Source organism: Mycolicibacterium sp. XJ2546 (genome assembly GCF_053483195.1).
The window spans coordinates 423,349-443,005 of record NZ_JBEFRW010000001.1 but is presented as its reverse complement, the minus strand read 5'-3'; the positions used below and the strand labels follow the sequence as shown (position 1 = coordinate 443,005).

At 64.8% G+C, this 19,657-nt stretch carries 19 protein-coding genes; 11 read left to right on the top strand and 8 right to left on the bottom strand.

The window, feature by feature from the left end; all coding sequences use genetic code 11:
• The first annotated feature begins 21 nt into the window (after window positions 1-21).
• Window positions 22-618, top strand: a complete 597-nt coding sequence (locus tag ABQE44_RS02200; RefSeq protein WP_448428051.1) for an alpha-ketoglutarate-dependent dioxygenase AlkB — start codon at window positions 22-24, stop codon at window positions 616-618.
• Here the strand turns inward: ABQE44_RS02200 and ABQE44_RS02195 are convergent.
• Complete coding sequence (locus ABQE44_RS02195; RefSeq protein ID WP_448428049.1) at window positions 615-1,259, bottom strand: DUF5642 family protein; 645 nt, start codon at window positions 1,257-1,259, stop codon at window positions 615-617. The genes ABQE44_RS02200 and ABQE44_RS02195 overlap by 4 nt on opposite strands.
• A gap of 29 nt (window positions 1,260-1,288) precedes the next feature.
• Complete coding sequence (locus ABQE44_RS02190) at window positions 1,289-1,924, bottom strand: DUF5642 family protein (protein ID WP_448428047.1); 636 nt, start codon at window positions 1,922-1,924, stop codon at window positions 1,289-1,291.
• A gap of 73 nt (window positions 1,925-1,997) precedes the next feature.
• Here ABQE44_RS02190 and ABQE44_RS02185 point away from each other — a divergent pair, with 73 nt between their 5' ends.
• Entirely contained in the window at window positions 1,998-2,309 is a 312-nt protein-coding gene (locus ABQE44_RS02185) for a hypothetical protein (RefSeq protein WP_448393180.1), read from the top strand.
• Here ABQE44_RS02185 and ABQE44_RS02180 read toward each other — a convergent pair.
• The gene (locus tag ABQE44_RS02180) at window positions 2,306-3,832 is read right to left on the bottom strand and encodes a PE-PPE domain-containing protein (RefSeq protein ID WP_448428045.1); all 1,527 of its coding nucleotides are present in this window, start codon (window positions 3,830-3,832) and stop codon (window positions 2,306-2,308) included. The two genes, ABQE44_RS02185 and ABQE44_RS02180, sit on opposite strands and share 4 nt — an antisense overlap.
• Before the next feature lie 218 nt (window positions 3,833-4,050).
• Here ABQE44_RS02180 and ABQE44_RS02175 point away from each other — a divergent pair, with 218 nt between their 5' ends.
• Window positions 4,051-4,743, top strand: a complete 693-nt coding sequence (locus tag ABQE44_RS02175) for an envelope biogenesis lipoprotein LpqN (RefSeq protein ID WP_448393178.1) — start codon at window positions 4,051-4,053, stop codon at window positions 4,741-4,743.
• A gap of 10 nt (window positions 4,744-4,753) precedes the next feature.
• Here ABQE44_RS02175 and ABQE44_RS02170 read toward each other — a convergent pair whose 3' ends face one another.
• On the bottom strand, window positions 4,754-5,752 hold the full coding sequence (locus tag ABQE44_RS02170) for an acetyltransferase Pat (protein WP_448393177.1): 999 nt from the start codon (window positions 5,750-5,752) through the stop codon (window positions 4,754-4,756).
• Window positions 5,753-6,353: 601 nt separating this feature from the next.
• Between ABQE44_RS02170 and ABQE44_RS02165 the strand changes: the two genes are divergently transcribed.
• The 3 genes from ABQE44_RS02165 to ABQE44_RS02155 all read left to right on the top strand — a co-directional run bounded on the left by ABQE44_RS02165 (window position 6,354) and on the right by ABQE44_RS02155 (window position 10,281).
• Window positions 6,354-8,087, top strand: a complete 1,734-nt coding sequence (locus tag ABQE44_RS02165) for an AMP-binding protein (RefSeq protein WP_448393176.1) — start codon at window positions 6,354-6,356, stop codon at window positions 8,085-8,087.
• A gap of 190 nt (window positions 8,088-8,277) precedes the next feature.
• The gene (locus ABQE44_RS02160; protein ID WP_448393175.1) at window positions 8,278-8,760 is read left to right on the top strand and encodes a hypothetical protein; all 483 of its coding nucleotides are present in this window, start codon (window positions 8,278-8,280) and stop codon (window positions 8,758-8,760) included.
• Window positions 8,761-8,958: 198 nt separating this feature from the next.
• The gene (locus ABQE44_RS02155; protein WP_448428043.1) at window positions 8,959-10,281 is read left to right on the top strand and encodes a UDP-glucose dehydrogenase family protein; all 1,323 of its coding nucleotides are present in this window, start codon (window positions 8,959-8,961) and stop codon (window positions 10,279-10,281) included.
• 30 nt (window positions 10,282-10,311) lie between these two features.
• On the opposite strand, the gene ABQE44_RS02150 is transcribed toward ABQE44_RS02155, so the two are convergent.
• A complete protein-coding gene (locus tag ABQE44_RS02150; RefSeq protein WP_448428041.1) occupies window positions 10,312-11,193 on the bottom strand; it encodes an O-methyltransferase in 882 nt (293 codons plus the stop codon).
• Between the two features lie 460 nt (window positions 11,194-11,653).
• Here ABQE44_RS02150 and ABQE44_RS02145 point away from each other — a divergent pair, with 460 nt between their 5' ends.
• The 3 genes from ABQE44_RS02145 to ABQE44_RS02135 all read left to right on the top strand — a co-directional run bounded on the left by ABQE44_RS02145 (window position 11,654) and on the right by ABQE44_RS02135 (window position 14,787).
• Window positions 11,654-12,772 (top strand): polysaccharide pyruvyl transferase family protein, encoded by a 1,119-nt coding sequence (locus ABQE44_RS02145; RefSeq protein ID WP_448428039.1) that lies wholly within the window; start codon window positions 11,654-11,656, stop codon window positions 12,770-12,772.
• A gap of 165 nt (window positions 12,773-12,937) precedes the next feature.
• The gene (locus tag ABQE44_RS02140; protein WP_448428037.1) at window positions 12,938-13,879 is read left to right on the top strand and encodes a methionyl-tRNA formyltransferase; all 942 of its coding nucleotides are present in this window, start codon (window positions 12,938-12,940) and stop codon (window positions 13,877-13,879) included.
• On the top strand, window positions 13,879-14,787 hold the full coding sequence (locus ABQE44_RS02135) for an ATP-grasp fold amidoligase family protein (RefSeq protein ID WP_448428035.1): 909 nt from the start codon (window positions 13,879-13,881) through the stop codon (window positions 14,785-14,787). The genes ABQE44_RS02140 and ABQE44_RS02135 overlap by 1 nt, the downstream gene beginning before the upstream one ends.
• 6 nt (window positions 14,788-14,793) lie before the next feature.
• Here ABQE44_RS02135 and ABQE44_RS02130 read toward each other — a convergent pair whose 3' ends face one another.
• The 3 genes from ABQE44_RS02130 to ABQE44_RS02120 are packed head-to-tail and all read right to left on the bottom strand — an operon-like array spanning window position 14,794 to window position 17,278.
• Complete coding sequence (locus ABQE44_RS02130; RefSeq protein ID WP_448428033.1) at window positions 14,794-15,591, bottom strand: ABC transporter permease; 798 nt, start codon at window positions 15,589-15,591, stop codon at window positions 14,794-14,796.
• A complete protein-coding gene (locus ABQE44_RS02125) occupies window positions 15,588-16,331 on the bottom strand; it encodes an ABC transporter permease (protein ID WP_448428031.1) in 744 nt (247 codons plus the stop codon). The genes ABQE44_RS02130 and ABQE44_RS02125 overlap by 4 nt, the downstream gene beginning before the upstream one ends.
• Window positions 16,328-17,278 carry an efflux ABC transporter ATPase subunit, DrrA-related gene (locus ABQE44_RS02120; RefSeq protein WP_448428029.1) on the bottom strand — a complete coding sequence of 317 codons (951 nt, stop codon included), beginning with the start codon at window positions 17,276-17,278 and terminating at the stop codon, window positions 16,328-16,330. The genes ABQE44_RS02125 and ABQE44_RS02120 overlap by 4 nt, the downstream gene beginning before the upstream one ends.
• A gap of 419 nt (window positions 17,279-17,697) precedes the next feature.
• Here ABQE44_RS02120 and ABQE44_RS02115 point away from each other — a divergent pair, with 419 nt between their 5' ends.
• Complete coding sequence (locus tag ABQE44_RS02115; protein WP_448428027.1) at window positions 17,698-18,531, top strand: glycosyltransferase family 2 protein; 834 nt, start codon at window positions 17,698-17,700, stop codon at window positions 18,529-18,531.
• A complete protein-coding gene (locus ABQE44_RS02110; RefSeq protein WP_448428025.1) occupies window positions 18,507-19,643 on the top strand; it encodes a nitroreductase family protein in 1,137 nt (378 codons plus the stop codon). Before ABQE44_RS02115 ends, ABQE44_RS02110 begins: the two co-directional genes overlap by 25 nt.
• The last annotated feature ends 14 nt before the right edge of the window (window positions 19,644-19,657 follow it).

The window sequence follows — 19,657 nt, the reverse complement described above, 5'->3', positions numbered from 1 at the left end:
TTGTGCGATAGACTCGCGGGTATGGAGCTGGCGCTGCAGAGCTCGCTGTTCGAGCACGCCGAACGACGGCATCTGGGCCACGGTGCCTGGATCGATTTCCGGTCCGGCTGGCTCGAAGACGCCGACGAGCTCTTCGAGAAACTGCAATCCGTGATTCCCCGGCGCGCCGAACGCAGGCCGATGTATGACCGCGTCGTCGACGTGCCGCGGCTGGTCAGCTTCCACCACCTCATCGAGGAGCCGTCGCCGCATCCCCGGCTGAAGCAGATCCGGCGCCGGCTCAACGACGCCTACGCCGGCGAACTCGGCGAACCGTTCACCACCGCGGGGCTGTGCCTGTACCGCGACGGCAACGACAGCGTGGCCTGGCACGGCGACAACATCGGCCGCAGCAGAACCGAGGACACCATGGTGGCGATCGTGAGCCTCGGCGCCACAAGGACTTTCGCGCTGCGCCCGCGGGGCGGGGGTAAGTCCCTCCGGCTGCAGCACGCGCACGGCGACCTGCTGGTGATGGGCGGCTCCTGCCAACGCACCTGGGAACACGCGGTGCCGAAGACCACCAAACCCACCGGTCCGCGCATCAGCATCCAGTTCCGTCCGCACGACGTGCGCTAACCCCTGACCGCGGTCACCGCCTCGACGAGCAGGTCGCGGGCGCGCTGGGTGTCGACCGGCGCGACGGGTGTGTCGGGCAGCACCAACGGGTTCGCGGTGACGATCACCAGGAAGCTGCCGAAGCTCGCCACGTAGTTGTAGAGCTCGCCGGTGCCGGTGTTGGTCTGGAGTATGCGATGAGTGCCCACGGTCTGCGCACCATCGATCCGCGGCACCTCGGCCGTCTCGACCAGCCCGCGCACCCCGGGGCCGACGAACCCGACCTTGGCACAGTTTTCAGCCGGGGCGTCGACGTCGGCGGCCTCAGACGTCTCGATCGCGATGGTGATGAACCGGTTGCCCGCGCCCTCGGCGGTGACGGCAGCCATGTTGCCCTTGGCCCCGGCGGGCACCATCTGCCGGTTGGCGAATGAGGCGCAGTCGGCGGGGTCGAACGTCATCCCGGGCGGCAGCGCCTGCGGGCCCAGCAGCCGCGGGTCAATCCCGCTGGGCCCGACGTCACTCACCTTGAACTCCTGGCCGAAACTGGACCGCACATCCAAGACCCGGGCGATGTCGGCGTTCGACAGATCGGCTTCCCCGCTCGTACACGCCGCCAGTAGTCCGACGCACGCGATCGGGACCATCACCCTGTTCGACATCGCCGCACACGCTACCCGCCGAGCTGCGCTCAACCCCGCAACGCCGACACCGTTTCGACCAGCAATCCGGCGGCGAAATCCTGTCCCAGTTGCGGATTCGGCGATCCCGGGTCGGTGACGACGACGACGAACGCGACGTGGGAACCCAGGTAGGCGGTGACGGTGTGGGCATAGGAGCGGGTCTGGGTGCCGCCCTCGACGACGGTGGTGGAGTCGGTGACGGTGGCGACCGTGGTCGCATGGGCGACGGTCGGCGCCGGTGCGATCGTGACGATGCCCTGACCCTGCCCGCCGGACACCGTCCAGCGCAGGCACTCGTCGGGCAGTGCGGGGTCGAGGCCCATTGGATGCGGCGCGCCGAGCACGACGGCGTAGACGATGCCGCCCGGCCCGGAGGCCGACCATCCCGCTGTCGTCGTGGCCTCGGGGATCGGGTCGGCCAACGCCCCGCACTGCGGCGGATCCGCTGTCCATCCCTCGCCGTAACCCCACAGGGCGGCGGGCGCTGTTCCGTCGGCGATGCCGGTGAACTCGTAGCCGGCCGGAAGGTCACCACGGACGCGGTCGATGCGGGCGGGGTTGACGCGCAGCTCCGTCGTCGACGTCGGCGTGGGCACGGGAGGTGTCCCGCACGCCGCCGCGGCCAGCGCCAACGTCGCGACCATCGCACGCAACACTTCTGGGCCCCCCAGCGATCAATCAGGTAGCAAGGTTCATTCTCATCGGACGGAGGCTGTCATGCGTGCGTTATGGAGCGTGGCAGCAATGGTGGCGGCCGCGGGCGTCATGCTGGCCCCGGCGACCGCGGCCGTCGCACAACCCGTGGCACCCGGCAACGCGCAACGCACGATCGGGGAACTGGAGGCCTCCGGTTACGACGTCGTCATCGACCGTGTCGGCAGCGCGCCGATCGAGCGGTGCATCGTGACCAGCGTGCGCAATCCGCAGGAGGTCACCCAGACCTACGTCGTCGGCAAAGGTAAGGATCGCGAGTTGGTCACCGTCGTCGTCAGCAGATCGATCACGGTGTCGTTGAACTGCGACGCCTAAGCCGCAGCCTGATCGTCGCTGTCGGTGTCGGTGTCGGTGTCGGTGTCCGACTCGGCCTCGCCCGCGTCCTGGCTCGCGGGTGAGGTGGGTGGCTCGGACGTCTCGTCGTCGATGGCTTCGGTGTGCTCGGTGTCATCGGTGTCCTCGTCGACGACTTCTTCTTCCTCGCTGTCCTCTTCCTCGCTGTCCTCGAGGTCGTCCGAGTCGGTGGCGTCGCTATCGGTCTCCGGCTCAGGCGGTTCTTCCACGAGCTCGTCGACGGGCCCGTGCTCCGGTGCCTCGTCGCCGCTTTCGGACGACGACGACACGGTCAGCACTTCCTCGGTGTCCGTGTTTGACGGCGGCTCTGGCAACTCCGGGCCGCCCACGCCGAATGGGCTGGTCACGGGCTTGGTCCCGAGCGGCCGAAACGAAGGATCGTGGGCCACTTCGGCCAGCGCGTCATCGATACCGACCGGGATCGCGGCGACGATGTTGACGATGGTCTGCACTGGGTCCAGGAAGGGAAACCAGCTCACCTTCGTGGGCACGCCCGGGTTGACGTGTCGCGCGTAGCCACCCTCGATCGCGGCCCGAAGCGGTGCGTCCAAGAACGTCAGGATCGGCGAGGGCACGAACGGCTCGAACGGCATCAGGATCGGCAGCCGCTCCGTCACATAGAGGTAGTAGTCGGTGTCGCCGTAGGAACCCTGGTAGCGGGCGTCACTGAAGTCCGCGTTCTGCAGCGGCCCGTGCAGAAGGATCGAGCCGGCCACTGCGTTGAGCCACGCCAGCACGTTGGTGACGCTGGCCGGTGCATCCCCGCCGCGGAAGTCGTACTGTCCGGCGACGTCGACCGTGGGCATGCAGTTGCCGGTGTCGCAGCTGTTGGTCGGCGTGGGGCCGGAAAACGTCACGTCGATGATCGGGATGGTCCAGCCGCGCAGGCCGCGCGCCAGGATGCCGCCATTGGGCCGCATCGGGTTGCCGAGTAGGAAGAACGATGAGACCGGCGGTGTCGCGCCGGGGTTGGCGATCAGGTCACGCTTGACCAGCGATGCGATGACCGCGCTTTGCGAGTAGCCGAACACGACGAACTCATCCCCAACCACCGGCGGACCGGACGGCGGCGCAGGGTCGAGAAGGTCGCTGTCGTTGTAGAGACATCCGGTGCCGCGCATGCAGCTGTTCAAGTTGTCCCGGCCGATGGCCACCGAGCGGTCGAACGTCATCGAGCCGTACACGGGGAAGAACTGCGCCGGGTTCACGACGGCGTACCGGTCGTCGCCGGGGCCCACGCCCGCCAGTGGCGCACCCCCGGTGCCCGTCGGCTTCGCCGCGGCCTGGTTGATGTAGTCGTCGATGGCGTTGCTCATATACGGGTTGACGTAGGACGCGGCGTCGTCGGTGCCCAGCGTGTGGCCGCTTCCACCCATGACCAGCGCGGTCGCCGCCAACTGCACCGCCGTGGCCGCGGTCCATGCGACGGCAAGGACGACGGTGCCGAACAACCCCAGCACCACAGCAACGACCGGGCGGAACAAGCGCAACCTCCTCAGCAACGGCGATAGGTGCCGCGCCAAAACTTATTGGACCAGATCGCGACCATCGATGGAGAACTACGGTCACGGTAGAGCAAATCTATTATGAATTCGTTCCCGGGCAGCGCTGCGGAACACCCGGGCGTGGCCCGGCGGTTTTCGCCTGCGTAAGGCCGGTGCCGACCGTAGGCTACGGCCGAACGTCAACGATGGGAGATTCAATGAGCAGTTCCGTGAGGGCCGGCGTCGTCGCCATAGCGGTCGCCGCACTCGGCCTTGGCCTGGCCGGCTGCGGATCGGACACCGAGACGGAGTCAACGGAAACCGCCGCGGAAACGACCACCACCGCCACCAGCGAAGCCGCGCCCACGGCGACGCCGCAGGCACAGGGTCCCCACTACACCATCGTGGACTACATCCGCGACAACAACATCACCGAGGAACCGGTTAAGCGCGATACGCCCGGAGCGCCGGTGGTCAACATGCCGATGCCGCCGGGGTGGGCTGACGCCGGCCCCAACACCCCGCAGTGGGCTTATAGCGCAATACTTTTCACGGCCCCGGAGTTCGCCGCCGATCCGCCGACGGTCGTCGCGCTGATGTCGAAGCTGACCGGCGACGTCGACCCCGCGAAGATCCTGGAGTTCGCCGCTGGTGAAGTCCAGAACCTGCCCAACTACGAGGGCGCGGACCAGGGGGAGCCGAGCCAGCTGTCCGGCTTCGACGCGGTTCAGCTCGGCGGCCTATATGTCAGGGACGGCGTCAGGCGTGCGATCGCGCAGAAGACCGTGGTGATCCCGACCGAGGGCGCGGTCTATGTCTTGCAGCTCAACGCCGACGGCCGCGAGGACCAGATGGGCGTGTTGATGGACGCGACCGTGGCGATCGACGAGCAGACCACGATCACGGCCTGACCAAAGCCCCTCAGCCGACCGCCCGCACGACCTGGCGGGTGGCATCGCGCACCCGCTTGGTCAGCCGGGGGGTGAACGGCGGGTTGCGCGGACGCGGAACCTCGATCTCGGTGGTGACGACGCCGAGATCCTCGCGCCGCCACCGCGCGCCGGCATGGTTGAGGATCGCACGCATCGCCAGGTTGTCGCTCAGCACCCGGGCGGTGAACCGTTGCACGCCATGGTATTCCGCGGCGATCGAGACGGCGCCCATCAGCAGGGTGCCGACCCCTTTGTTCTGGTAGGCGTCGGCGACGATGAACGCGACCTCGGCGACGGTTGGGTCGTCTGCGTCGACGACGAACCGTCCGTCGGCGACAACCGGTCCGTCGGACCCGTCGGTCATCACCCAGACGAAATGGTGGACGTAGTCGACCTCGAACAGATACCGCATCAGCGATTTGCTCGGCGCGTGCATCGTCTGGAACCGCCGGTACAGCGTCTCGCTGGAGAACTCGACGGGCCCACGCGAGGTGCGTTCGCTGTCGCCGGGCAGCACCGGGCGCAGGTCCAACTCCGTACCATCGCGCAGCCGGATGGGTATCGGCGTGATGAACGCGGCTAGCCGCTGACGGGCGGTGCTCAGCAGTCGCTCGAGCATGCTCGGGATCGCGAGCAGGGTGGCGAACGCGTCGCGGTTGCCGACCCAACCCGTGACCGGCTGGGTGGCGATCACCGTCGCGGTGCGCGGTGCGTCGCGCAGCAAGGCGATCTCGCCGACGATCATTCCGGGCGTCAGCCGGGCGACGGTGTCGTTGCCGTCGGCACCAGTGTGGGTCACCTCTGCTTCACCGGAGCCGATGAGCAGAAAGGACACCGCGAGCTCGTCCTGTTGCATGAGCACCTGCCCGGGGTCCGCGGTCAGCGGTCGCAGCTGCGCCGCTAGCGGTACCAGGGTCTCGGTGGGGCAGCCGGCGAAGATCTCCAACCTCGTGAGCTCGTCGGCGCGGACGACGGTCGGGCCGGCCACCACACGAGGCTACGGCGTGCTGGTCGCACCCAGCAAGGAACGCTGCGTGTCGCCGGACGGCGACCGCCGCGCCTCGCCGCTTCCATGCAGGTGCGGCGGGCGCGGACAGCCACAAAGCCCTCGCGACGCGCCCGACCGCGTGTCAGGGATGTGCCGCCCGGTGCGCGACGGCGCCCGCGGACGCCGCGGCCAACGAAATTGACGTCGCAGGCAAATATTGGCTGGGCGGCTGGCAAGCTACCGTGCCACGGAGGCCGGAAGCCGCCGGTATTCGGTTGAAAATCACATTTTCGGCGCGATGCACTGCGCTGCAACAACACTTTTCGCGGCTGTGGCTAGCGCCAAAGTGTTTGCTACGCTGCACGATTAGTCGTGTTTACGCTCGAGAAAGGCTGCGCAGCAAATGTTCGGCCGAAGCCGAGGCGTTAGCCGATCAGGTCGCGACAGACCCGATCGGAGGCCCAGTTAGAGTGGCAACTTTAGACGTAAGCACGCACACTAATCTGATGTTGCATAAGCTTTAAGCAATTGTCCGCGCGGTCAATTAGCAAACGCCCTGCTCGCGGCAAAGCGGGCCGAACCGGAAGGTCGACGTACGTTGATGTTGGGGTCCTCGATACCTGCTGTACTGCGCGAACGCGCCAGTCTGCAGCCCAATGACGTCGCATTCACATTCGTTGATTACGACCACGACGGAACGGCCGTGCCCCAGACCATGACATGGGCCCAGTTGAATCGACGCGCAGCAAACATCGCTTCCGAGTTGAGTGTTTGCGGAGCACCTGGGGACCGGGCCGTCATTTTGGCTCCGCAGGGGTTGGACTACATCGCCGCGTTCGTGGCGTCGCTCCAGGCCGGTTTCATCGCGGTGCCGCTTTCGGTGCCGCAACCGGGAGCCCACGACGAACGCGTGACTTCGGTATTGCGCGACACCGACCCAGCGGTCGTCCTCACCACGTCCGCGGCCGTCGCCGACGTCGCCGACTACGCGAAGGCGACGGCGTCGGCGCCGACCGTCGTCGCGGTCGATGAGCTCGAGGAGAAGCCGCGGAAACGTCCGCGGCTCAAGGGCGACGCCGGCCAGGACATCGCGTACCTGCAGTACACGTCGGGCTCCACCCGCGAACCGGCCGGTGTGATGATCACCAACCGCAACCTGTCGGCCAACTTCGAGCAGATCTACGCCGATTTCTTCGTCGACTTCGGCAAGGTCGCACCGCCCGGCACCACCGTCGTGTCCTGGCTGCCGTTGTACCACGACATGGGCCTGTTGCTGGGGTTGTGCGTGCCGATCCTGGGCGGCCTGCACACCGTGCTGATGAGCCCGATGTCGTTTTTGCAGAGCCCGGCGCGGTGGATGCAGTTGATGGCCAGCCACACCAACGTCATGAGCTCGGCGCCCAACTTTGCCTTCGAGCTCGCGGTGCGACGCACCACCGACCAGGACCTGGAGGGCTACGACCTGGGCAACGTGCTCGGCCTGTTGAGCGGAAGCGAGCGCGTGCATCCGGCGACGTTGCGCCGGTTCACCGACAGGTTCAGCAAGTTCGGCTTCCGCGACACCGCGATCCGGCCGTCCTACGGGCTGGCGGAAGCGGTGGTGTACGTGGCCACCCGCCGACCCGGCGACCCCCCGGAGATCGCCCACTTCGAATCCGAGAAGCTGTCGATCGGACACGCCAAGCGCTGCACGAACGCTTCGGGCACTCCCCTGGTCAGCTACGGCAGGCCGGAGTCCAACACCGTGCGAATCGTCGACCCGGAAACCATGGGGGAATGCCCGGCGGGCACCACCGGGGAGATATGGGTGCACGGCGAGAACGTCGCCAAGGGCTACTGGAACAAGCCTGAGGAGACTGAGCGCACGTTCGGTGGAACGCTGGTCGCGCCGTCGCCGGGCACCCCGGAGAAGCCGTGGCTTCGCACCGGAGACCTGGGGTTCATCTCCGAGGGCGAGCTGTTCATCATGGGCAGGGTCAAAGACCTCTTGATCGTCTATGGGCGCAACCACTACCCCGAGGACATCGAGGCGACGATCCAGGAGATCTCCGGAGGCCGCTGCGCTGCGATCTCGATCGCCGAGGACGGGACCGAAGAGCTGGTGACCATCGTCGAGGTAAAGCAGAAGGGCGCCTCAGCCGAGGAGATCAACGAACGTTTCACCGCCATCAAGAACGACATCACGTCGGCGATATCGGCCACCCACGGGCTGCGGATCGCCGATCTGGTTTTGGTGGCGCCGGGGTCGCTTCCGATCACGACGAGCGGCAAGATTCGCCGCTCGACCTGCGTGGAGCACTACCGCACCGGCCAGTTCGCCCGGGTCGACGGGTGAGCGGCCGATAAAATGTTTGCTGGAAATCCAGATTGCGGCTGTTTTGCGTGAACGTAAGCATTCGCTTGTGCCAAACAACAATAGCTTCGCTGGTCGCGAAGCCAACCTCACGCACATCCTCAGAAACAAAGGGAACGACAATTTGCGGTTCCCGACATATGATTAACGCGTCTACGGCGGGAGTGAATCAGTGACTATCAAGCACATGGCCACGTGCGCGGCTGTTTCGGGCGCAGCTGGCCTCGCAGCCTTGTTCCTCAGCAACGGGCTGGCCGCTGCGGACCCGGTAGCACCGGCACCGCCGCACGACCCCGGCGTTGTTGCGGCGCATGAGAACCCGCCGCCGGAGGAGCGCCGCGAGGAGCCCGCCAAGAACCCGTGCACGGGGCCGTGGTGCGAGGTCATCAACGCCGCCAAGCAGTTACCGCCGCCCGACTTCTCCAACGTGGACGTGCCGAAGCTCGCCGACGTATCGGTGCCGGTGTCCTTCGGTGTCGGGATGCCCGACGTCGTACCCGATATCGGTATTCCGATCGCGTTCCCGCTGCCGGAGTTCCAGATGCCGGCGCCGCCCGCGGTCGGCCTCCCGCAGTTGCAGGCACCCAAGGTGCAGCTGCCGGGACCGCCCAAGATCGGCCTGCCGAAGCTCGGGCCGCCCAAGCTGCCGTTCTGACCGAAATTTCGACAGCATCCAACCGGTTTGCTTGAGACCCGGTTGGGTGTTGGGACACCCCATCGATCAGATCTGTTCTGGCAACCGTAATCTGTTCGCTATCGATTCGCGCTTTTGGCCAGTCACACGCCATTATGCTGACCGATACGAACACAAATTGTTAGCGGAGCAGCCTTGGGAGAGGCGGAATTCAGTCGAATGCGGATAAGCGTTATTGGCACCGGCTACCTGGGTGCGGTGCACGCCGCATGTATGGCGCAAATCGGCCATGAAGTCTGCGCATACGACACCGACGCATCGAAGATCGAGCTGCTCTCCGCCGGTAGCTCACCGTTCTACGAACCCGGGTTCGAGGAGTTGCTCACCTCCGCGCTGGACACCGGCCGGTTGCACTTCACCCACGACGCCGCGGAGGCGGTGTCCGGGGCAGCGGTGCACTTTGTCTGCGTCGGCACCCCGCAACTACCCGGCTCCAACGCGGCCGACGTGCAGTACGTCGACAGCGCGGTGCGGGCCGTCGTCGCCAACGCCGACTGCCAGGGTTTGATCGTCGGCAAGTCGACGGTGCCGGTCGGTACGGCGCAACGCCTGGCCGGGGAGGTGGCCGCGACACCATCACAGCATCTGCTCGAGCTGGCCTGGAACCCGGAATTCCTCCGCGAAGGCAGGGCGATCGAGGACACGCTCCATCCCGACCGGCTGGTCTTCGGCGTCACCTCTGAGCACGCCGAAAAGGTGCTGCTGCAGGTGTACGGCAGCCTCATCGAGCAGGGCACCCCGCACCTGACGACAGATCTGCCGACCGCGGAGATGGTCAAGGTGGCCGCCAACTCCTTCCTCGCCACCAAGATCTCGTTCATCAACGCGATGGCAGAGGTCTGCGAAATGGTGGACGCCGACGTCGTGACGCTGGGCCGGGCGCTCGGTTACGACGACCGTATCGGCAGGCGGTTCCTCAACGCGGGTCTGGGTTTCGGCGGCGGCTGCCTACCCAAGGACATCCGCGCGTTCAGCGCGCGAGCCGGTGAACTCGGCGCCTCGGATTCGCTGCGGTTCCTGCACGAGGTCGACAAGATCAACATCCGCCGCCGGGAAAAGGCCGTCGCAGTGGCCAGCGCGCTGCTCGACGGCGACTTTCTCGGTAGGAACATCGCGGTTCTGGGCGCGGCGTTCAAACCGAACAGCGACGACGTGCGGGACTCCCCGGCGTTGAACGTCGCTGCGGCGATGCATCTCAAGGGCGCTTCAGTGCGGGTCCACGACCCGAGGGCGATCGTCAACGCCAAGGCATTGTTTCCCACCCTGACCTACTGCGAAGGCGTCGACGACGCCTGCCGCAACGTCGATCTGATCGTGTTGGCGACCGAATGGGATGAATACTGCAACCTCGATCCCGTGGCGTTGCGGTCGATCGTTCGGGCGGCGCGTCTGCTCGACACCCGCAACGCGATCGACCGCGACTACTGGTCGAGCGTGGGCTGGCACGTGTACGCGCTGGGCCGGGGCGCCCTACACCCGTAGGCGTTTTGAGCTGCGCACCGGCTACGGCGCTCAGGGAATCGCAAAATACCGGTAAGCCCGCTTGGGGTCGGTGCCCAGTACCGCTATCCCGTTGACGGTGAGGTCGACGGCCACGCTGACCTCGGGATCGGCAGATATCGCGGCCCATGCGCGCCGCATCCCTGATGACCAGTGGATGTCGTCGTAGATGAGCACCGCGCCAGGGCTGACGTAGGGCTTGATCATTCGGTGGTAGGCCTGGGTTGCGAACTCGTCGTGGTGACCGTCGACGAACACGTAGTCGAGCGGCTCGGTCGACTCGAGGAACGGTGGAAGCGCGTCGCCGAAGCGGCCGACAACGATATCGACCACGTCGTCGAGGCCCACAGCGTCGAGTGTGGACTGCGCGATGGCGGCGATCTCCTGTGCGCCCTCCATGGTCACCAGCCGGCCGCCGTGACGCAGTAGCGCACCACCCTGGTACGCGGCAGATATGCCGACCGATGTGCCGAGCTCGAGCGCGTTCGCCGGCTGGTACTCCGTGACCAGGGCGTAGAGGAGACGCGCCCACCATGGCTTCTTCGATGTCAGCCGACAGACGTCAGCGACATTCGTGTGCTTCACCGCGCCGGCGGACATCTCCGCCTCGCTGAGGTGCTCGTTACGTGCGCCCGCGCCGAAGTCCACTTTGGTGATCTGTTCAGTGGAAGCGAGTAAGGCGTGTCGCTGTCGCTCCACCTTGTCGAACCACTCCCAGTCAGCGGCGGTGAAGTCGCCACGGAGGCAGCGTGTGATCACATCGAGCAGCCGCCCCGCAGTCGGTGTCGCCCCTCTGCGGTCGAACCCGACCTTCGCCTTGGCCGCAGTCCGCAGCCCCTGCGCCGCGAGGTCGTACGCCGCATTGCCGAATTGCTTGACTGCGGTATCTGCCACGTGACCTCCAGCGTCGGCAGTCGGTATGCACCAACGGGTGCCGGACAGTCGCCAACGCTACCGTCGTACGTCACCCTGGCGAGCCAGACTCGAGCGTTTCGAGCAAGAAACTTTCTCGCATCAGACGCGATGTTCGGCATGGTGCAGACGACCAGGAGCAAACGTCAATGGCGTTGCTGGCGTGTCGCCTCAGCTTTATTCGCACTGATGAAAGCCTAACTCCGACATACTCAGACGTCGCTCGGCGTCCGCGGTTTCGTCCGGCGTCTCCAATAGTGGTGGCTACCGCCGCGCAGCAGAGACATGGAGCCGATAAGGTGGCTTCGGCGTTTCCTGGGAATGGGCGCCCACCGAGGAAGGACATCGCGAACACAATGCATGAGCAGTTGCCCGTCCTTACTGCGCTTCCCTACACCATGAGGAACGCATGTGTTCGGTTCTCCACGAAGTCTCGGACGCCATGATCGTCGACGTTCGCGGGACCAACACGCGCAACAAGGGTGCGCAATTGATGCTGGAAGCCATCTGTTTGCGCCTCGGCGGGGAAGTCGAGATCTCGGTGACACCATGGACGACCAAACGCGCGGTTCGTGATCGGCTCGGCGTGCGACAGACGCTTCGGCATCCAGGCCTGCCGAAAGCTACGGCGCAGCTGGGATCCCTTGTGCCAACACGCATCCGGTTGGCACAGGGCTGGACGGCCGACCACGAGATCGGTGGCGTCCTAGACGCTTCCGGGTTCCTCTACTCGGATCAATTGATGGCGGTGATAGCACGCAGCGAAGCCATCGCCGGAAGAGCGTGGGCTCGTCGAGGAGTACCCAAAGTCGTGTTGCCACAGGCTTTCGGACCGTTCGAGAGGCCTGCGATGCGGCGCTGGTCGAGAGAGGCCCTTGAGCAAGCGGAGCTTGTATTCGTCCGCGACCGCGTAAGCGAGAACCACATCCGAAAACTGCATATATCCACGACGACGGTGCGCAGCCCAGACTTCACCATTGGGCTCAAACCCGCTGTTGTTGAACGGATCTCGAACAATCCCTTCCTTGCCGTCGTCCCGAACACGAAGTTGTTCACGCACGGCGGCCTCAACCGCGCCCAGTATGTCGAGATACTGGCCAACTTCAGCGCCGCGGCAGAAGCCATCGGGTTGACGACTGTCGTCGTCGTGCACGAGGAGACCGACCGCGGTCTTGCACGCCAGGTGGCGAACCGGATCGGCGCGGACCTCTTCATCGATCCCGATCCACTCGTGCTCAAAGGCGTGCTCGGTCAGGCCACCGCCGCGATCGCCAGCCGTTTCCATGCTGCGGTGGGCGGCCTGTCACAGTCTGTACCGACAGCGGCATTCGGGTGGTCGCACAAATACCGGGAACTGCTCGACGATTTCGGCGTACCCGAACGGTTGATCACGCCGGAGGCCGACCCCAAGGCCGTCATCGCCGATCTGACGTCAGGCAGCGCGGCCACTGCCCGGCAGAACGAACGGCTGCCGGCGTTGATCGACAAGGTCGAGACGATGTGGGACCGCACGTTTGACGCGCTGATGTCTGGTCGGCCGCACGGTGGCGCATTGCGCTGACGGGATCAGCATCCGATATGAGTCGCTTCAGCATGCCTGTGGCGCGTCGGGCAAACCCAAATTCGACCGTGGGCGTGCAACTTAGCTAAGCCTAAGGTAATTTATCCCCGTCGTGGACATTGTGGGGGTCGTCCTCACCGCCAGCAAAGATCAGCGAGGTTCCTAGTGCGCATCGTCTCATTCGGCTTCCAGACGTGGGGAGTCAAAACCCTGCAAGCGCTGATCGACTTGAACCACGACGTCGTGCTGGCGGTCACCCACCCGGCCAGCGATGACTCCTACAAGGGCATCTTCTCCGATTCCGTCGAGGAGCTCGCGGAGAGTCAGGGCATTCCGGTTCATCTCACCGAGCGCGTCGACAACGACACCATCGACCTGGTGAAGCGGGCAGAACCCGACGTCATCGTCGTCAACAGCTGGTACACGTGGATGCCGCCCGAGCTCTATGAACTGCCCCCGCACGGCACCCTGAACCTGCACGATTCCCTGCTGCCGAAGGGCACCGGCTTCTCGCCGGTGCTCTGGTCGTTAATCAGCGGGGAATCGCAGATCGGCCTGACGATTCACCGCATGGACGAAAACCTCGACACCGGCGACATCCTGGTGCAGCACTCGTTGCCGATCGGTCCGAACGATACGGGCACCGAACTGGTGGAACGAGGCATCGACTTGATTCCGGGCGCGCTGAAGGAAGCGTTGGCCGCGTTGGAGTCGGGCGATCCGCAGTGGCGACCGCAAGACAAGGCCAAGCGCACCTACTTTCACAAGCGTTCGGAGCGAGACAGTTTGGTCGACTGGGGTTGGCCGGCCGAGGATCTCGAACGGCTGGTGCGGGCCTTGTCGGCACCCTACCCGCCGGCGTACACGTATTACCGGGGCGAGCGGATCGAGGTCCTGGAGGCGAAGGTCTCGCAGATCCGTTACGGCGGAACGCCGGGCCGGGTGATCGTGCAGGAAGGCGGCGGCGCGGTGGTGTGCGGGCCGGCTGCGTACCGCGGCGGGAACCGCGGGTTGGTGATCACCCGTGTGCGTTCTGCCGATGGTGTCGAGCACCGCGCGGCCGAGTTCTTCCGGCGCGGCGGCTACCTGACGAGCCAGGGAGCCTGATGCCGCTGTTGATGAACAGACCCGCCCCGCCGATGCTGCTCGCGGCGCACCGGCGGCTCTTGCGTGTGCTGCCGGTACCGTTGGTGCGCCACGCCTTTCACCTGACGATGATCCACCGGCTGGGCAACTTCCGTTCACCGCGCACCTTCAACGAGAAGACCAACTGGCGCATCCTGTATGACCGGCGCGACCGAATCATCGCCGCCTGCGACAAGATGCGCATGAAGGAGAGGGCCCGGGCCGCGTACCCGGGGCCAGACCTACGGATACCGGCGGTGTATTGGTCAGGCACTGACCTGCGCGACGCCCCGGACCTTGCCAGCCTTCCACCATGGGTGCTCAAGCCCAACCACAGCAGCGCGCACGTGCTGTTCGGCCCTGACCCAGAAACGAACATCGCCGACTTGCTGCGGCAAACCAAGGACTGGTGGAAGCGGACCCCGCTGGAACTGGGTGAGTGGGGCTACGGCGAAGCCCGCCCCATGTTGCTGCTCGAGGAACGCATCCCAACCCCGGACGGCGCCCCGCCGCCGGACTACAAGTTCTTCGTGTTCGACGGCCGCGTGCGGTTCATCCAAGTCAACAGCGGCCGGTTCGGTGACCAGACCGCCACCTTCCTCGACGCGGACTGGAACCGGTTGAACGTGCGCTGGCGGATCCGGCCGGTGGCCGACGAACCGCGGCCGTTGGAACTCGACAAGATGCTGGGGATCGCCAGTGCCCTCGGCGCAGGGTGGGACTTCATCAGGGTCGACCTGTATGCAGTCGACGGCGAGGTGTGGTTCGGGGAATACACCCCATACCCCGGCGGGGGTTTACTGCGTTACCGGCCAAGCGAATTCGATCTGGAGTCCGGTCAGTACTGGCGGCTGCCGACGCTGGAGCAGGTACAGCGCGGCCAGCCCTGACCGAAGTCAGACGCCCGTTTCGGCGGCCAACCGATAGTTACGGAGGGCCAACGGCGTGAATACTGCCGCTAGGCATAGCATCCAAGCGCAGGTCGCAACGAACGGCCAGAAGGCGGAGGTGCCCTCCCCGAGCGCCCGCATGGTTTCGATTGCAGGCGACATCGGTTGGAATCGCACCACTGGCCGTAGCCATGACGGAAACATCTCAACGGGCGCTACTCCGGAGCTTCCGAAGACCAGGCCGATGGACGCCGTGCCCAACCAGGTGAACAGCGTATTGCCGTCCGGCCCGACCGCAAGTGCGAGCGTCATGACGATCAATGCGAATAACACGACCACCAGTACCGGCACTAATAGGTAGGGGATGATCGTATGCAGACCGCCCCGGAACCGAAGGCCCAGCGCAACACCGACTGCGGTGATCAGCGCGGCACCGACCAACGTCCGCACGGCCTCGGCGATGAGTCGCCCGATCAGGGGGCTGGCACGGTGCACCGGAAACGTCCACAGCCTGCTCAGCAGACCGCTTGCCCGTTCGGGCGCAATGGAGAAACCGGCTCCAAGCGCACCGAACATCCCTCCGGCCAACGCGCACACCGGCACCAGGCCGTTGAGATTGTCCGTCCCCGTGACCCTGGTCATGGACTCGCCGACCAACAGGTAGTAGACGACCAGCAAAAGCGTTGGGAACAAGACACTTTGGATTGGCAGTAGCGGCTGGGCGACCCAACGTGTCAACTGCCGGCCGGCGAACAGCATGCTCTCGACGAGCAACGAGTGCCGCGGTGAGGCGTCTGCAGTCATGTTGTGCGCCTCTGCATCCGGAGCGCGAGGGCGCCGAACACGACCACCAATCCGATACACCAGGCGAAGCTGGTCGCCAGGTTGCTGCCCACCACGTCTCCGGTGGAAAAACCACGCAGGCTTTCGGTGATCTGAGAAACCGGCTGATGACGCACGAACGGTTCCAGCCAGTCGGGGAATGCGGCAGCAGGCGCCAGGCCAGTGGACAGCAGTACCAGCAAGAGTTGCGGCACCAAGAGCAGTTGACTTGCCGAATCCATTTTCCAGCCAAGTGAACCCGTGGCATCAGCGGCAAGGGACAGCGCCAGCGTCAGCAACCCGACAACCACGACAAACGCCACACCGTAGAGGAAGCCGCCCGCCATCCGGAACCCGAACAGGTAGGCGACGACGATAGCGGCAACGAGTGCCAGCGCACCGCGAATCAAGCAGTAGAGCATTCGGGCCAACAGCGGGACCGCCGCGGAGATCGGGAAGGTGCGAAGCCGAGTCCCAAAGCCGGGCCGTTGATCCTTTGCAGTGCGAGCGGCAGTGGTCAGCGCGCCGAAAAGCATCGCTTGAACCAGGACCGCAGGCAAGACGTACTGTGGGTAGCTCATGCCACCCGTGTCGATCACGTTCTGCAATACCAGGGTGAAGCCGACGAACATGGCGACCGGGGTGAGAACGGCGAACAACAGGTCATTGTCGCGAACACTGCTGACCATTACCCGCTCGGTGAGAGCTACCAGCGCGGTCATACGTTGACGGTGGAAGGGGTGAGATGCAGGAACACCTCGTCGAGCGACGGCTTGCGCAGAGATATGTCGTGCAGTTCGACGCCGAGGTGGTCAACCCTGCGGAGCACCTCGACCAGCGTCGCCACCCCATCGGTCGCCGGGACCGATACGGTGTTCGCCGTCCGACCGGCACCCTCCATGTCGCCGACCACTGTGAGTATCCGCGGCACATCCGCGGGATTCATCGGCGTCACTTCGCAATAGCTGCTTCCCACCCGACGCTTCAGATCGTCGGCGGTGCCGCTGGCGATGACCTGGCCGGAGTCGAGGATCACCACCGAATCGCTCAGGACGTCAGCTTCCTCCAGATACTGCGTGGTGAGCAGGATCGTGATGCCCTGCGCGGTGAACGACGACACCAAGGCCCACAGGTCGCGGCGGCTACGCGGGTCCAGTCCGGTGGTCGGTTCGTCCAAGAACAGCACTTTCGGCGACTCGACGAGGGCGGCCGCGATATCGATTCGGCGCCGCATGCCGCCCGAGTAGGTGAACACTCGCCGGTCGGCGGCGTGCTGCATATCAAACTGGGTGATCAGTTCGTCCGCGCGTGCCCGTGCCTGCTGGCGCCGCATACCGCGCAGGCGGCCGAACAGCACCAGGTTCTCCCGCCCGGTCAGCAGCGCGTCGAGGGCGACGTCTTGTCCGGTTAGGCCGATACTCGCACGGACCTTGGCCGGTTCACGGGCGACGTCGAACCCGGCCACCATCGCCCGGCCCGACGACGGCCGCAGCAACGTGGACAGGATTTTTACCGCGGTCGTCTTACCTGCGCCGTTGTGACCGAGCAAAGCGCAGACGGTTCCGGCGGGAACTGAAAAGCTCACGTCGCGCAACGCGACCACTTTCCCGCCGAACGTCTTGGTGACGCCAGTTAACTCAATCACGGGTGACACGTTACCGTGCGGCATGCGGCTTTCAAACGCGAACCTCCCAGCGTCTGAGCTAGGACACCGAATGAACTCGCCCGCTGATATCCTCCGCTTTCACCCGGTGGACGGGGGCTGAGCTAACCATTTCGGCGGTTCGATCCGGTGACGATCGGCATAATGCTGGCCACGATCATAGACCCGGGTGTGAAACACCACTTATTGCCCGATGCCCACCGATGCCGAGCAAAGGCAGTTGACGTTGCTGACAAGAGTTTTCTAGGCCATATCCACTGATCCGGACTACGCCCTATTCGGCTCAAACGTCGCTGTGACATTCTCGCGACCGTTATGGCACCGGACGCTTTCAGACAACTGATACGTAGCCCAGGTTTCGACCAGCTAAAGTTGCCTCGGGCACTTACGGTGAGCGATGCCGAGGAGGGGACCAACCAACGGACATGTCGAAGCAATTACCCGTTATCGCGGCAATTCCTAACTACAACATGGGCGGCCACCTGCGCAGGCTGCTCCCCCAGGCGTTGGATCAAGGTTACGACCGAGTCTTTGTGCTCGACGACGGTTCGACCGACGACAGCGTCGAGGTCGTCAAGTCGTTCGACGGTGAAGTGACGTTGGTTCAGAGTGCTCGGAACCAGGGCTGCACCGCCAACCGGAATCAGATCATCGACCAAGTCGACGACAATGTGCTCATCCACTTCATCGATGCAGATATGGATTTGGCAACCCCGGAAACCGCCTCTGTCGCACGCGAAGTCGCTGCCCGTTACGCCGGCAGCGCAGTGGGAGCCATCGGCGGCTTGGTGTGCCGGGTGGACGGAAGCCAAGAGCCATATAACTACGGTCCGGCTTTTGCGCTACGGACGCATCTCAATAGCGTGCCACCATTAATCGACCGGGTGCGGGAAAAGCCGCGAGTCGCGCACGCCGTGCGTACTTTGAGCAGGCCCGCCATGAAGTATTGGCCTGACGTGCTCGAGCCTTCGAAGCCAGCACCTGCGTTTTGGCTCCACGAAGGAAATATGCTCATTTACTCCTCCATTTTCCGGGCCATGGGTGGTTACGATCCTTTGCTACGCAATCACGGGGCGCAGGATCTGGCGTTACGCCTGGAGCAGCGTGGCGTTAAAAGGCAGTTCGATCCCAGCATCAAGGTCGTCCACCACTACATCGACGTCCGGGGCAGGAAACGCAAGATGCAGCAGGCACAGTCACTGCACTATCTCTGGCGCAAGCACGGGTTCGTACGTTGGTTGACCGCGAGCCCGGCATAGACGGCGTGGTTCAGATGAACGGGGCGGGGGTCAAGGAAAACTCCAGCCCCGTGACGTCCCGGACCGCCGAAGACGCAACGGAAACCGTGCCGCCGGAGCACAACCCATCGAATGACAGTGAAATGACCCGGCTTCTGGCCTTATTCGGTCGCGGCCTGTGGCTCCGGATGACCGAAACGGCGCACGGACGCGAACGCCGGTATGTCAGGCGCGGAATCCGTGCCTATAAGCGCTCTGTGAACTCTGGCAGCGATCTGTATCTGCTGCGTCGCAACATCCACCGCCTTGAGAAGGGGCTTACGATGCGGCCGGTGCGAAACCGATTCGCGACCGACTACATCCGCCAGACGGCCGATGCGTTTCACAGCGGTGTCACGTCCGGCTCCCTCTGCCTGGAACATCCCGAATTCAACTGGATGTATTCGGTTCTCGGGGCTTACTTCGATGCAACGGCCACATCGGATCACCGGGCGATCGTCCGGTCACGGCAGAAGTTCCGCGACGCGATTGCGACCGTCGACGCTGGCCCGCCAGAGAGCGGCCCACATCCCGCTATTCCGCTGGTCCCCACGGTAAAAATCGACGACCTCGAGGCATTGGCCGTCGGTCGTCGCTCGGTGCGATGGTTCACTTCTGAACCGGTATCACGCGACATCGTGGACCGCGCCGTCGCAGTCGGTGCGGAATCACCCACGGCGTGTAACCGGCAACCGTATCGCTTCGAGATCTTCGATGACCCGATCAGCACCGCAAAGGTCGCGGCGATTCCGATGGGCACCGACGGGTACAGCCATCAGATCCCCGGCCTTATCGTCATCGTCGGTAACCTGTCCGCGTTTTTCAGCCCACGCGATCGCCACCTCATCTACATCGACGGTTGCCTTGCTGCCATGGGCCTGATTTATGCGTTGGAGGCCCAGGGCGTGAACAGTTGCTGTATCAACTGGCCAGATCTGCCCGAACGGGAGGCCGAAATGCGAAAGCTGCTCGGGCTCAAGCCATATGAGCGGGTGGTGATGTTGATCGCCTATGGCTATGCCGATCCGGATGCCCTGGTGCCGTTCTCCGCCAAGCGGCGAGTGGACGAGGTTCGGTCGTTTCGAACCTTGTGATCGTCGGATTCTGC

Excerpts from the sequence above, each read along its gene's own strand:
- ABQE44_RS02165 (WP_448393176.1), top strand. The coding sequence starts at position 6,354 with ATGTTGGGGTCCTCGATACCTGCTGTACTGCGCGAACGCGCCAGTCTG.
- ABQE44_RS02155 (WP_448428043.1), top strand. The coding sequence starts at position 8,959 with ATGCGGATAAGCGTTATTGGCACCGGCTACCTGGGTGCGGTGCACGCC.
- ABQE44_RS02115 (WP_448428027.1), top strand. The coding sequence starts at position 17,698 with ATGTCGAAGCAATTACCCGTTATCGCGGCAATTCCTAACTACAACATG.
- ABQE44_RS02120 (WP_448428029.1), bottom strand. The coding sequence starts at position 17,278 with ATGCCGCACGGTAACGTGTCACCCGTGATTGAGTTAACTGGCGTCACC.
- ABQE44_RS02145 (WP_448428039.1), top strand. The coding sequence starts at position 11,654 with ATGATCGTCGACGTTCGCGGGACCAACACGCGCAACAAGGGTGCGCAA.
- ABQE44_RS02135 (WP_448428035.1), top strand. The coding sequence starts at position 13,879 with ATGCCGCTGTTGATGAACAGACCCGCCCCGCCGATGCTGCTCGCGGCG.
- ABQE44_RS02175 (WP_448393178.1), top strand. The coding sequence starts at position 4,051 with ATGAGCAGTTCCGTGAGGGCCGGCGTCGTCGCCATAGCGGTCGCCGCA.
- ABQE44_RS02130 (WP_448428033.1), bottom strand. The coding sequence starts at position 15,591 with ATGACTGCAGACGCCTCACCGCGGCACTCGTTGCTCGTCGAGAGCATG.
- ABQE44_RS02200 (WP_448428051.1), top strand. The coding sequence starts at position 22 with ATGGAGCTGGCGCTGCAGAGCTCGCTGTTCGAGCACGCCGAACGACGG.
- ABQE44_RS02125 (WP_448428031.1), bottom strand. The coding sequence starts at position 16,331 with ATGACCGCGCTGGTAGCTCTCACCGAGCGGGTAATGGTCAGCAGTGTT.
- ABQE44_RS02190 (WP_448428047.1), bottom strand. The coding sequence starts at position 1,924 with ATGGTCGCGACGTTGGCGCTGGCCGCGGCGGCGTGCGGGACACCTCCC.
- ABQE44_RS02195 (WP_448428049.1), bottom strand. The coding sequence starts at position 1,259 with ATGTCGAACAGGGTGATGGTCCCGATCGCGTGCGTCGGACTACTGGCG.
- ABQE44_RS02185 (WP_448393180.1), top strand. The coding sequence starts at position 1,998 with ATGCGTGCGTTATGGAGCGTGGCAGCAATGGTGGCGGCCGCGGGCGTC.